Consider the following 12,250-nt stretch of genomic DNA (forward strand, 5'->3'; position numbering starts at 1 on the left):
CGGGATCAAAGACGCAAGATGCCGCTTATCCCATTGATAATACGAGACAGAGCGGGACAGCGCAGGATTGGGCGGTACGCGAATTTCAAGACCGGTACCTGGGCTGGCCAGCCAACCCGCAGATGGCACCTTGGGCGTGACGATCCGCTGACATCCGCGCCAAATCGACCGTCACACGCGACCCCGTCATTACAAATTTTTCGGCATCTTCTAGAACTATTCAGCTGAGACCCTTGAAACCGCAAATGCTTCTGTAGCGGTTTTGCAAATGCGAGGCAGGACTAGTTAACCATCACACGCTTCTCGCACTCGGCGTGCAGGGCGGCGATGTCATCCTCGCTCCACTGGCCGTCAGCATTCGGGCACCGAGCCAACTCGGCAAGAATGCCGTCGCCCTGCACTTGCATGAGGGTCGAAACCAAGTCCTCGCGTTGGCGACTACGCCATTCTTTGACAGTGCCGGGTCTCGCCTTTCGGGCCGTGGCACTGGGTTTCAAAGCGCCAAGCAGATCGTCGGATTTTTGCCAGATTTTCTCGATCAAGTCTTCTGACAGGTTCATCCCTACCCTCCCGAGTGCGGCGCGCACGATCGAGCATGCCGATTCGGTTTCCCCGCCTGGCGACGTGACATTCCGGGTCGGCCGAAATCCTTCCTCAACCAGAAGCTTGATGCAGAAACAGATCTCCTTGTTGCGTTGTCGATTGGCCAGCCTGTGCTTCCGAGGAAGAGCCCTCCGAAGGATGCCGGCCACATGCTGGCTCAACGCGAACGGCAAGCGCGTTCCAGCCGCGAGCAATGTGATCGCAGCGACAAGCAATTGCTCTTCGGCTTTGGCGTCACCATTCTGCGCCCGCTGGACCAGACGCCCGACCTGGATTCCGTCGCATGCTTCTGGAAACACCGGCTCTAGCAGACCGCTCGTCAATAGCTCGAGCAGAATTTGGATCTCTACTTGCGACTCCTGCGTCGCGCGAGGGAGAATCTTCTCAAGGCGCATCATGGCGACCTCAATAGCCGCCTCGGTTTCGGAAGTCATTGCGTAGCCCCCCTTTCCGCTAGCCGCACAACGTCCGCGCCACCCTCAAGGATGGCCAAGAGCCGACCGGCCCATCGGTCCAGCGTTTCGCGCTTCTCCTTGTCGTAGCTATATCGGGCATAGACGCGGCTGGTGACTGAGGCCCTCGTAACTGAAACGTGGTTGAGAACGTGGCCGATGATGAAGGGTGAGATCCCGATCTCTTCCATGTGCGTCGCGGCGGTGCGGCGAAGGTCGTGCGGCGTGAATGGCCCGACGCCTAGAATGGTCGCCAAGCCACGCTTCCTCACCTCGGCCTTCTTGATGGCCTTGGCAGCCGCAGCGCCAGCCATAGATGGCTTTGAACCGCGAGGAGCGGGGAAGATGCACTCCGACGTCTCGCGCTTCTTGCGCCGCGACTGCAACTCGGCTGCGGCCATCTGCTCGCGGATGATACCCACTGCCATGTCGGACAGCGGCACCATGTGCTCGCGCCCGTTCTTCGATCGCGCTGGCGGGATCGTCCAAACCTTCGCCTCGACGTCGAGTTCGTCGACGGTCATGCCGGCGACTTCCCCAACACGCTGAGCCGTCACTAGGCAGAGGCGAATGATCCGCCGCGTGGAATCTCGCATGTCTGCAGCGGGGAGGGCACCCCACACGGTCCTGATCTCGTCGGCCGACAGGACCCGGTTACGTTCGGTTGTTTCCGAAGGCTTGCGCATTCCGTCCATGATGTTCTGGTCGAGGTCGCCGCGGCTGCGGGCCCAGCGGATCATTGCGCGCACGTCCTCAAAGACGCGATTCGCTTCGACGTCGGCCCCGCGGTCCTTGATCGCGTCGAGGCACCCCGTGATGTCTCGCCGATGGAGTTCGGAAAGTTTGATGCCTCCGATCTGGGAGGTCACGTTGTACCGAAGGCGACGAGCAATTGCCGGGCCGGTCCGCTTGGTCGAGGCGTGCCGAGCGACATAGTTCTCAACGAGGTCGGCCAGGCTCTGTGAGGCGGCCTGTGCCTTTTTGTCGGCGATCGGGTCGCTTCCGTCACCCACTGCCGCCCGGGCATTCTTCGCCCTCTGGCGGGCCCCTTCGTCGCCCCCGAGCTTGATTTCGGGATAGCGGCCAATCTTCATTCTGGCGCGCTTGCCATCGACCGGCCTAGTGTAAAGTAAGTTCCATGTGCGAGCGCCTGCGGGTGACACACGCAGGCAAAGGCCCCTGACGACGGTGTCGAAGTAATCGGTCTGTCGGCCGCCCATGGCTTTGGCAGACTGGCAGAATTTGTCGGTAAGCTCGACAGTCGACACGACGTTCCCCAACCAAGCGGTTTCGTCTAGGTACGGAAATAGGTACGCCAAACCCAGCGCTCTGTCGATACGAGGTGCAACAAGCCGGAACGTTGTGGACCAGAAAATGCCATACGGACCAAGGGTTTCAGCGTTGCAGGCTGTAGCACGCCAATGCTGCAGGCTCCGCCGGCAAGCCTCTCATAACCGCTTGGTTGGGGGTTCGAGTCCCTCCGGGCCCACCTTGACCATTGATTTTGTTGCGAAAAAGTGGCCTCGGCCCAAAACGTTTTGGGCCCATTATGGGCCCAACAAAAAGGGCGGCCTGCGACGCCCTGTGCCTGATCGTAGTGAGGTCAGTCATTTGATGACGCGGAGGGGTGTCCGCTGCTTCATCGCGTCGCGTCTATTCTCGCGCTCGTTGATGGCGCGGGCGATATCGACAGCCATTCGTTTCTTGTTGGCCTCACGTACATATGCGTCGGTGACCGTCATGGAAGAATGACCCATCGCCTCCATGATGGCGCGCGCCTGGATGTTGCATTCTGCGAGATACGTACCGAACGTGCGCCGGAGCCCATGCAGGGTGTAGCCCTCTGGAATGCCGGCTTGCCTGTTCCAGTGTGCCATCATGCCGGTGAGGCTTTTCTCCGCAAACGGACGCCCATAGGCAGTCTTCAACACGGCGCCACCTTTGGAACGGTCTAGCGGGTCCAATGCCTGCGCCAGCTTGTCGACGATGGGAATAAACATTTCCCGCCCGCCATGCCGGTTCCGGTTCTTTTTCTGCCGAAACTCGAAGGCTTCAATCAAAACCAGCGAGCCATCGAACAGTTCGATTTCTTCGAGGACCAGATCGTCCCATTCCAACGCGGCGATATCTCCGCGTCTGTTCCCGAGCCAGAAGCCGAGGGCGTAGCAGGTGCGCGCCGCCGAGCCGACCATATGGTGCGCCTCGAACTTTTCGCGAATGGCGATTGGCCACCCGGGATTGGCGGTCGATTTGGGGATGCGGACGCGGATTGACAGCGACGGATCGTCCTGCGGTTTGATCCACTTCTCGATGTCGATCGCCACCCAAAGGAGCTTCTTGATCGCTACCAGCAGATGTTTTGCAACTGTCCGTCTCGTGCCAAAGACGCCTTCCACAATCGCTCGCAGATGGTCGGCATCGAGATGCTCGACCGGCGTGTCGCGCCAAGTCAGAGGGAAGGCGGGATCGACCTTCATCTGCAGGAAGCGTTCAATCAACCGAGCATTCTTCAGCTGCGTGGCCTGGTCAAAGTCCAGCCATTCCATAGTCGTTTCAAGTCGGCGGGCAGCGTGACCGAAAGTCTTTGGCAACGCCCGTCCAGGCAAGTCGATGATGATGGCCTTTTGACCCTGGCCTTGCGTTGCCTGTTCATAGGCGGCTTCGAACTCCGGATCACCGGGCAGGCCCGGAAGCCGAATTTCGGGGATTCCTTTGCCGCGATAACGATAGAGGAGCTTTCCGCTCTTGATACGTGATGAAACACCAGGGTAGCGGGCATCTTTGAATGGCCTGGCCATTAGATCTCCCTTCGAGTTTTCCGCTGACTTTGCCCCGCTAGCGGAGCAGCCTCCTGAAGCGGAATGGCCTTGCTTTCCATGGCAATGCGAAGGAGCAGCGGGTAGGGAAAGCCTCGACCTTGTTCTATACCCTCAAAGGTGCGTTTCGGGATCCCGAGTATCTCGGCTGCACTCTCGGCCGTGAGTCCTTCCTTTACCCGCCAGGCTTTCAAGTCTCGCGCCAGCTTTTCACGTTCGTTCACGTCGCGTCTTCCGCACAGGCGTACGAGTTTACTACGCCAATAGCGTATACGCAAGGCGCGTATTCTCTATGATCTGCCTGCTTCCCTTTTGCTCCGCTCCAAAAGCTCTTTCAGACCATTGTTTTTGTCGGGCAACGAGGTGAACGCGATATCCAGCGCTACACGGTCCCAAACAGCGCGACTGTTGATCTGCTTTGGTCTTGGCATGCGCCCATCCGCAACCATCTCGTCAAAAAGGGTCAATCCAACACCAACATAACGTGCCGCCTCATCGTGAGAGAGACCTCGAGGAGGGTAGGAGATTGCGTCACTCTTCATTAGCCCCACCTTGAGACTATCGGGCGCGCGGCGCGACCTTGCGGCAAATATTGGTCCCCAGGTACGGCATCGTGGTGCTGCCCCACCAACAAACTTCATGCAGATGCGCCTGAACTGCGAATGTGTGTTGCCACACTCAGGGAACATTGCGTTGGGTGGAAGCCCTCTCAACAGTTCGTTCGGCAAAAGGGAGCTGTGGAGTGCAAATCGGACAAATGACACGCCACAGAACGTGCCGAGGAAACGTCGGGGGTTCGAGTCGCTAGAGCGCTACCGCCTTTCCCCACATTCGGAAACCCTGCGATATTTTCTACGGTGTTGGCCATGATAGGCTTGGCTCGGTGCTGCAAAGTCCGGTGGGGAACGGAAAGTCTAACCCGAAGCCGACGTACGTTTTCACGACGCGAACGACAGCTTTGCGCCGCAACTCGGTCGTTCGAGGTCTCTTGAGGCTGTCCCGAAAGCTGCCGGTAGGAGATGGGCGTATTGTGCGCGAGTGGTGACCTTGGTTGCGCAAAGAGGCTGCGCATTGGCTTGGGGCAAGCGAACCCGCCGCCGAGACGGTCGGCATCGCCAAAAGCAGCGCAAGACGAGCCAAAAGTGGACGGTCGAAGCCGAAAAGCCGGCCGCCCGTCATCGTGATGCCGGACCGGCTGACGCCGGGGACGATTGCTAAGCACCGCAGAGAAAGGCGATTGTCTTGCGCATGATGGCTGTAAAGTTCAAGGCGTCATCTTCGAAGCAACTTCCCAAAGCGCCCAGGCTTTGCGGCGCGGGTCCTCCACCGCCTGCGTAAATCGCAGCGCTTCGGACGGTTTGCCCGTTTCCGCAAGCGCGGCGGCGGCGAAGGTGATCAGCGTTTCCTTGTCGTAGTCGTTCGTCGCAGAATCGATGAAGGTTTGCGCAACCGGCAGGTAGCCGGACAAGGTCAGCGCTCGAACCAGGCCACTGGCCATACGGTCGCGGTTGAAGTTGGCAGGGTCGTCGCGCATCGCCTTCTCGATGACCGCGAAGACTTCCCGCTGGCGGGCATGTTCCGCAACGTTGATGAAGGCATATGCCCGGTCGGACGCAGGAAGTGTCTGTGCAAGATCGATTGCCTTTTGCCACTGCCCCGTGGCGGCCAGTGCATAGATCACGTCCAGTGCGATGTAGGGGTAGTCGCCGGGTGGCACCTGCGCCAATGAGACAAGGACCTCGTCGGCAGCCGCCTTGTCCTTCGTTTTCGTCGCAATGTAGGCCTTGCGGCGAATGGCGCTGGGATCGGATGAGGTCAGGTAAGGCAGCATCGGTTTGGCGCGCTCGGTCTCGCCGCCGAAATAGAGCGTTTCCGCAGCCGCCCCGGCCAACTCCTCCTGCTCGGTCTCTGGCACGTCGCCCAGATGCTTCACCGCTTCCGCCGCACGGCCGGCACGCAAATGGCCGAGCACCTGCCAATAGCCAAGCTGGAACGGATCCGGCGGCGGCTGGATGGCTCTCAGCAAGGCGGCGAGTTTTTCCTCGCGACCCAGTTCAACAAGGACCGGGCCGATGACGAAGGCATATTGCGTCTCCGACGTTTCGAGGCGTGAAAGGGTCGCTTGCAGATCGGCCAGACGGTCGGCGCGGGCAAAAGCGGCGACCAGGTCGGCTGACGCGATCGAGTCCGTCTTCTTCAACTGGGCAGCGAATTCGAGCGCCAGATCGAGTCGCCCGGCGCGAGACGCGGCCTCGACCATGCTACCGTAGGGCAAGTTCTCAGTCGTCAGCGGTGCCCAAGTTCTCAGTCGTCAGCGGTGCCGCAGTGCGGATCGCGTCCGCAGCCATGTCGAGCGCGCAGGATTGTGTCGGCTTGGCCTGGCACATGAGCGCGGGCAGGCTTTCCTGGGCTACGCCGGCGCTGGGCGCGGCAAGCAGCAGAGCGGCAAGAACCAAACGACGCATCGAATGCCTCCGGAAAGTGCGCTTTCACCGCATTGGGCTTTGGCCCGACTGGATTGCGCGCGACGATACACCTAAGCAGAGATTCGTTGGTTGGCCAACGGATCGCGGTTTCGTTCTGAATTCAAGGCAGCGACGGCGTGATTCAGGGAGAGCATCTTCGATTTCGTGCAAGGCATGCCCGCACATGCCCGCACCAAGGCGCATCAGGATAGCCGACTGGAGCCTGAAGGCAGGGCTAAGGCCCTGTTGGAAAGGGTGGCATGAACGAACGAAAGGCCGCGCGGCGAACGTACCGCCGCGCGGCCATTCAGGTCCGCCTCATCAACGAGGCTGTCATATCATAAGAACAACAGTCGACCAGTAAGTCAGGATCGGCGGAATCGAAGTGGAAATCGCCGGGCGTCTAACGGCGCTCCTAGGCGAGAATGCCTTCCCCACGGCGTCAAAGGAGTGGGGGGAAGGTGGTAGAGGGAAGGGCGCTGGAAACTAACCTTCTCCATTTTCGGCAATTCGCCAACCGTCGCGATCTCGCGATCGAGCAGCGTCCTCCAGTCACTCATAGCCTGTCATCTCGAGATAGCCGCGCCCGGCATGGGTGCCCTCAAATCGGATCGGGCCTTCCCAATAGGGAAAGCGTGTGTCCATCCAGGCTTGCGGGTTCAGCGCCCGCGTGGTCACATCCACCCCTTTTTCCGGCAATTGCACCCGCCAACGGATCGGCACGCTACGTCCCGCGACTGCCGCCGTTTCGAGCGGCGTCACCCTTAGCGCGCCGGGGCCTTGCGGCTGCGGCCTGCCGTCGGCCTTGATCCATGTGGCCGATGTGAAGCCCGCGCCTCCGTCGCGCAGGCGAAAGCCCATCATCTTTTCGCCGCTGTCGAAATGCAGCGAGAACCAGTCCCACCCGGTTTGATCCTCAGCCAGCGGCTGCGAGGACCATTCGTGGTCCAACCATGCCTGACCGGTCACCGCAATCGCGCCTGCCGAAAGGGTCAGCGTGCCGGTCACGTGGTAGAATGGTTGCGAGTAATAATAGCTCGCCTGCCCCTTCTCGGATTTCACCGAATAGCCTTGCACTCCCTGCGGCACCAGAGGGCCTTTGGCGTCCAGCGCCAGTTCGTAGGAAAACGCCTGCCCCGCCGCACGCAGATCGAGCGCCGACAGCGCATCCGCCTCTGGCAGGGCCCGGCCTGCCATCTGCCAGTTGTCAATCCAGGCCGCAAAGGGCGCAGCCGTAACCCCCGCCTGGCTGATGCCGCCCCGTGCCATCCGTTCGGCCACGAATTGGTGCGTTTGCGTCGTCAGCCCCGCATGGCCCATCCAAAGCTGCGGACTGGACCAGCCGGACCGCTCCACCGGGGCAAGGGCGGATCGGAAAAGAGTCCATTGCACGCCATAGTCCGCTCCATCCGCAGCTTGCAGGTTGGCGGTCAAATACCACCATTCGATCCGGTAACCGGGGTGCGGACCGTGGTCTGCCGGAAAGTTGAATACAGTCCCCGGCTGCGGCACTGAAAACCCGTCAGCCTCTGTGCCAAGCCCAGCAAAACCCTGGCCAAAGGCAGGTGCGGCCAAGCACATGTAGATCAGCAATGCTCTAACGCTCATGTGCAAATACCTTCAGCAAATCCGATGGCGAAAGACGCGCCAGCCGCCAGGCAGGCACGGCGGCTGCAAGTCCGGCCGCCAGCAACGCGAGCGCCGCCAGCCGCGCCCAGTCACCAGGAAAAAGATGCATCGGCAGGCGCCAGCCAAAAGCCTCCACATTCACCACCGCCAGTAGAACAAAGGCGAGCGCAATACCCACAGGCACGGCGGCCAGCATAGTCAAGGCTGCCAACAGCAAGCCGCGCGAAAGCTCCAACCATGCGAGGTGGCGGCGGGACAGACCCATGGCCCAGACCGGCGCCAGTTGGGGCAGGCGCATCCCCGACAAGGTTATGAGGCTCGCAAACATCGCCAGCCCCGCGACTCCCAGCGTCAGAAAATTCAGCGCGGCTGTCACGTTGAATGTGCGCTCAAACACTTTGAGCGAAAAGGCCTTGATCCCGGCCTGGTCAATCACGTTCTGCGCTGGCAGCCCGAATTCCGCCCGCAAATCCCTTCCCAGTGCTTCGGCCTTGCCGGGGGCAATTCGAATGGCATAGCGCAGGCGGGGGACGTCAGGGTAGTGCTGGACCAGTGTGTCGATCCCGATGATTATCTGGCCAATCGGGTTGCCATAGTCGGCATAGACGCCGGCGATGCTGGCCCGCCAGCCACCGGGCAGCGTGATCTGGTCTCCCAGGCCCAACCGTCGGCGCCGCGCCAGTTGTTCGTTGATCAGGGCGCCCTCGCCTGTGGCGATTCGGTCCCACACATCCGGGACTGCAGTTAGGATCGGCCAGTTGTCGCGATAGGTGGCATGATCGGCCACGCCGTATATTGCTGCGGGCTGGCCTGCGACCCGGCCCTCAATGCTCCAAATCGGCAGGACCGCGTCGCTGCGCTGGGCCAGCCAGTCGTGTATCAGCGTGGCCTCTGTTTCAGTGCGCGCGGTCACGTAAAGCTCGGAGGCGAGACGCTGATCGAGCCAGCCGATGAAGGTCAACCGAAAGCTCCCCACCATCGTGCTGACGCCCACATTGGCGGCCAGCGCAAGCAGCAGTGCCATTAGCGCCAATGACAGGCCGGGAAGCTGTTGACGCGTGTCGGCCCAAAACCATTCGGCCAGTGGACCACGTGCCATGCGGCTGCCAAGGTGCAATATCCCCGTCAGCACGAGCGGCAGCATCAGTGCCGCCCCCAACAGCAGTGCCGCCAGAAGCGCAAAGCCCGCCTCGAGGCCGGATCCGAAGTGTGCAATTCCCGCCGCCGTCAACAGGAGCACCATCGCAGCCACGCCTTGCGCGCGCAGTGCCCGTTCCGAAGCCCGCGCCCAGGCCCGAGGCTGGGCCGGTGCAAGCAGTGGCAGGTGCCATAAGCGCCAGAGGCTCTGCGCGGCCGCCACCAGCGTGCCGATTACCGCGATGGCCAGCCCCGCTGCCCACACTGCGGGGCGGATCGACAGCGTTCCCGGCACATCGGCCCCGTAAAGCCCGCGCAGGGTGGCGGCGACGTCGGGCAAAAGGGCCGAGGCGACTACATAGCCAAGTGCCACGCCCACCAGCCCCGCGAGGAGGGCGAAGAACAGCAGCTCGGCGATCAGCAAAAGGACCAGCACGCGGGCCGGCAAGCCCAGTGCGCGCAGCGTACGAAATACCGGGCGGCGCTGTTCAAATGCCAGACCGATGGCGGAATGCTCGATGAAGAGCCCCACTGCAAAGGCAAGAAAACCGAAAGCCGTCAGGTTCAAGTGAAAACTGTCGGTCAGCCTGGCGAGATCCCCCGTTTCGCTCGGCTCGCGCAGGGTCAGGCCGGGAACTGTCACCTTTAGAGGGGCACGGCCAATCGGTTGGTCCGGCCAGAGCAAAAGACGAGAGATCTTGTCCTTTGCCCCAAGCAGGACCTGCGCCTGCCCGATGTCGGTGAAGACTGTGCCAGGCGGCAAACCCTCGGCCACGCGCACGGGAGGTGTTGCTTGCTCGGTTAGTCGTGCCGCGGTTTCCGGAGCTGCATAGAGCACACCGGGCGCCGTGATGAACGGCAATAGCTCATCACCCACCGCAACATCCACCTGCTGCGCCTGCGGCGGCAAAGTCAGTGGGTCAATGCCAAGGACGCGCAACCGCACATCCCCAAACCGCATTTCACCTTCAATCACCGGCGAAACCAGCCAGCCTGCTCGCCGCAGTCTCACAAACACCTGTTGATCCATCCGGGCCCCGTCCTCACGCACCAGTTGCGCGAGCCGGTCCTGCCCTAGGATCGCCGCTGCACGGTCATAGCTCGCCCGCGCCTCACCGTTGATCGCCTGAACCGCTGACCACAGCGCCGTTGCCAGCGATAGCCCCAAAAGCAGCATCGCCAGTTGGACAGGCCGCCTGCGCCAATGCGACAAGAGCGCTGACAACCCGGTCCACACCATCAAGCCAGCCGTCCCGCGTGCAGGTGAACGCAGGCGTCCAGTCGAGTTGCCAGACGGTTGGAATGGGTAACCATCAACAGCGCGGCACCCGTTTCGGTCACCAGCGATAGTATCAGATCGAGGACGGAATCCCCTGTTGCTTCATCGAGATTGCCCGTGGGCTCATCGGCCAAGACCAGCCGGGGCCGAGCGGCTAGGGTCCGCCCAATCGCCACCCGCTGTTGTTGCCCACTCGACAGCTGTTCAGGGTAGCGCGTTAGGACCTTGGCCAGGCCCAGCCGTTCAGCAAGGACCTTCAGCCACGCCGGATCAGGACGGCCGGCAAGTCGAGCCTGAAAGGCAAGGTTGGCTGCCACATTAAGCGAAGGGATCAGGTTGAACTGCTGGAACACAAGTCCGACCGTTCCCCGCCGCAGGGCGGCAAGGGCCGTATCGTCCAGCCCCACGATATTGGTACCGCCAAGGTGGATTTCTCCCGCATCAGGGCTGTCGAGCCCTGCAACGAGGTGCAAAAGCGTGCTCTTGCCGCTGCCCGACTCGCCGGTCAGCGCAAGGCTCTTGCCCGCATCCAGCGAAAGATCGATCCCGTGCAGAATATGCAACGGCCCCTCGCCAGTGGAGTAGAATTTGTCGATCTGGTGCAGCCTCAGCAGCATGTTACTATTTTACTCCCCGGAGGTCCGCGTGCATCTGACACGGCGGGTGGATCGAGTGAGTGGTCGAACCACGGTGGCGGGCGTTACTGTGACAGACGAACAAGGCATAACGCTATCTGGCAGCAGACTGGTTGAGGAAAGCCCCACCGTCATGAAGCCGATGAAAGAAGAGCATCTCGCGGTTCTACGCAGGCACATGGTCGAGGTGATTGCGATCCATGCCGACCTTGCAAGCGAAGAACTCGGCAAGGCAACGCTCGATGAGCGGGTGATGGCAGCGATGCGGCGGGTCCCGCGGCATCTCTTCGTGCCAGCCCCGGTCGCGCCTTATGCCTACCAGGACATGCCGCTGCCGATCGGTTTCGATAAGACCGTCTCGCAGCCCTTCATTGTCGCTCTGATGACCGATCTCCTTGCTCCCCAACCGCACGAGGCAGTGCTCGAGATCGGCACCGGCCTGGGCTACCAAACCGCAATCCTCGCGGAACTTGCCGGACAAGTTTGGAGCGTCGAGATCATCGAGGAATTCGCAAGCCTTGCCGAGGCTTTGCTGCAGGGCCTTGGCTTTTCCAATATCGCCATTCGTGTCGGAGACGGGTCTCGCGGCTGGTCCGAGCACGCCCCGTTCGACAAGATCCTGGTTAGCGTGGCAGCTGAGCGGACGCCGCCGGCTTTGCTGAAGCAGCTCAAGCCGGCGGGACGTCTGGTTCTGCCTGTGGGATCTGAAGAAGTGCAGTTGCTGACGGCCATCGACAAGGATGCGGCAGGGCAACTCAAGGCTCGGAAACTCATCCCGGTTCGGTTCAGTCGGCTCGAAACGGTCTAATGAGGGGTGCGGCTGCGCGGAGCCGTGCCGGAAGATCAGGATAACGCGCGCCGCATCGATCACACGGGCGCTGGATGGCATCGCCGATCTTTTGACATCCATGCCGCGACGCTAAGTCGTCGAGCAGGCCTGCAGCCGCCGGTCGTAGCCGCTGGCGATCATGCCGGCGCGGTCGTATTGCGCGCTTCTCAAAGACCCTTATGCAGCCTACTGTGTGCCTACCAGAGGGCAAATGGGTCGCTCATCTGGGAAATGACGGCCAAAGGCTCAAGGAATTCGCCCAGTGGCCAACACGTAGCGGGCAGGAGGTAACGATGGATCTCAAAGACAGGCGCCTCTGGTACGGCGTGGTAGCCGTGATCGTGGTATTGGTCGTGATTGCGTATGCGGCTGGTTGGTTTGGCGGCACACCGATACCAGCGCCGC

General features: G+C 61.4%; 12 protein-coding genes. 1 reads left to right on the forward strand and 11 read right to left on the reverse strand.

What is annotated here, in order from left to right; genetic code table 11:
* Positions 1-281: 281 nt before the first annotated feature.
* The 11 genes from AC1RUK_RS04460 to AC1RUK_RS04510 all read right to left on the reverse strand — a co-directional run bounded on the left by AC1RUK_RS04460 (position 282) and on the right by AC1RUK_RS04510 (position 10,998).
* Positions 282-1,037 (reverse strand): hypothetical protein, encoded by a 756-nt coding sequence (locus AC1RUK_RS04460; protein ID WP_481836621.1) that lies wholly within the window; start codon positions 1,035-1,037, stop codon positions 282-284.
* On the reverse strand, positions 1,034-2,323 hold the full coding sequence (locus AC1RUK_RS04465; RefSeq protein WP_481840186.1) for a tyrosine-type recombinase/integrase: 1,290 nt from the start codon (positions 2,321-2,323) through the stop codon (positions 1,034-1,036). Before AC1RUK_RS04465 ends, AC1RUK_RS04460 begins: the two co-directional genes overlap by 4 nt.
* A 339-nt stretch (positions 2,324-2,662) precedes the next feature.
* Positions 2,663-3,853, reverse strand: coding sequence for a tyrosine-type recombinase/integrase (locus tag AC1RUK_RS04470; protein WP_481836620.1), 1,191 nt, complete (start codon positions 3,851-3,853; stop codon positions 2,663-2,665).
* Positions 3,853-4,095 (reverse strand): helix-turn-helix domain-containing protein, encoded by a 243-nt coding sequence (locus AC1RUK_RS04475; RefSeq protein ID WP_481836619.1) that lies wholly within the window; start codon positions 4,093-4,095, stop codon positions 3,853-3,855. Before AC1RUK_RS04475 ends, AC1RUK_RS04470 begins: the two co-directional genes overlap by 1 nt.
* Positions 4,096-4,161: 66 nt before the next feature.
* On the reverse strand, positions 4,162-4,413 hold the full coding sequence (locus AC1RUK_RS04480) for a hypothetical protein (RefSeq protein WP_481836618.1): 252 nt from the start codon (positions 4,411-4,413) through the stop codon (positions 4,162-4,164).
* Positions 4,414-4,723: 310 nt separating this feature from the next.
* A complete protein-coding gene (locus tag AC1RUK_RS04485) occupies positions 4,724-5,050 on the reverse strand; it encodes a hypothetical protein (RefSeq protein WP_481836617.1) in 327 nt (108 codons plus the stop codon).
* Between the two features lie 85 nt (positions 5,051-5,135).
* Positions 5,136-6,146: a tetratricopeptide repeat protein gene (locus AC1RUK_RS04490; RefSeq protein ID WP_481836616.1), complete on the reverse strand. Its 1,011-nt coding sequence runs from the start codon at positions 6,144-6,146 to the stop codon at positions 5,136-5,138.
* 4 nt (positions 6,147-6,150) lie between these two features.
* Positions 6,151-6,336, reverse strand: a complete 186-nt coding sequence (locus AC1RUK_RS04495; RefSeq protein ID WP_481836615.1) for a hypothetical protein — start codon at positions 6,334-6,336, stop codon at positions 6,151-6,153.
* A gap of 552 nt (positions 6,337-6,888) precedes the next feature.
* Positions 6,889-7,944, reverse strand: a complete 1,056-nt coding sequence (locus AC1RUK_RS04500; RefSeq protein ID WP_481836614.1) for a lipocalin-like domain-containing protein — start codon at positions 7,942-7,944, stop codon at positions 6,889-6,891.
* Positions 7,934-10,342 (reverse strand): ABC transporter permease, encoded by a 2,409-nt coding sequence (locus tag AC1RUK_RS04505; RefSeq protein ID WP_481839582.1) that lies wholly within the window; start codon positions 10,340-10,342, stop codon positions 7,934-7,936. Before AC1RUK_RS04505 ends, AC1RUK_RS04500 begins: the two co-directional genes overlap by 11 nt.
* Positions 10,342-10,998 (reverse strand): ABC transporter ATP-binding protein, encoded by a 657-nt coding sequence (locus AC1RUK_RS04510; protein ID WP_481836613.1) that lies wholly within the window; start codon positions 10,996-10,998, stop codon positions 10,342-10,344. Before AC1RUK_RS04510 ends, AC1RUK_RS04505 begins: the two co-directional genes overlap by 1 nt.
* A gap of 151 nt (positions 10,999-11,149) precedes the next feature.
* On the opposite strand from AC1RUK_RS04510, the gene AC1RUK_RS04515 reads away from it, so the two are divergent.
* Positions 11,150-11,824 (forward strand): protein-L-isoaspartate(D-aspartate) O-methyltransferase, encoded by a 675-nt coding sequence (locus AC1RUK_RS04515; protein ID WP_481839581.1) that lies wholly within the window; start codon positions 11,150-11,152, stop codon positions 11,822-11,824.
* The last annotated feature ends 426 nt before the right edge of the window (positions 11,825-12,250 follow it).

This window comes from Mesorhizobium monacense (genome assembly GCF_056781675.1).

Bases quoted from the DNA above. Each gene is read 5' to 3' on its own strand.
- AC1RUK_RS04460 (WP_481836621.1), bottom strand. From the start codon at position 1,037: ATGACTTCCGAAACCGAGGCGGCTATTGAGGTCGCCATGATGCGCCTT.
- AC1RUK_RS04470 (WP_481836620.1), bottom strand. From the start codon at position 3,853: ATGGCCAGGCCATTCAAAGATGCCCGCTACCCTGGTGTTTCATCACGT.
- AC1RUK_RS04480 (WP_481836618.1), bottom strand. From the start codon at position 4,413: ATGAAGAGTGACGCAATCTCCTACCCTCCTCGAGGTCTCTCTCACGAT.
- AC1RUK_RS04485 (WP_481836617.1), bottom strand. From the start codon at position 5,050: ATGACGGGCGGCCGGCTTTTCGGCTTCGACCGTCCACTTTTGGCTCGT.
- AC1RUK_RS04495 (WP_481836615.1), bottom strand. From the start codon at position 6,336: ATGCGTCGTTTGGTTCTTGCCGCTCTGCTGCTTGCCGCGCCCAGCGCC.
- AC1RUK_RS04500 (WP_481836614.1), bottom strand. From the start codon at position 7,944: ATGAGCGTTAGAGCATTGCTGATCTACATGTGCTTGGCCGCACCTGCC.
- AC1RUK_RS04505 (WP_481839582.1), bottom strand. From the start codon at position 10,342: ATGGTGTGGACCGGGTTGTCAGCGCTCTTGTCGCATTGGCGCAGGCGG.
- AC1RUK_RS04510 (WP_481836613.1), bottom strand. From the start codon at position 10,998: ATGCTGCTGAGGCTGCACCAGATCGACAAATTCTACTCCACTGGCGAG.
- AC1RUK_RS04515 (WP_481839581.1), top strand. From the start codon at position 11,150: ATGAAGCCGATGAAAGAAGAGCATCTCGCGGTTCTACGCAGGCACATG.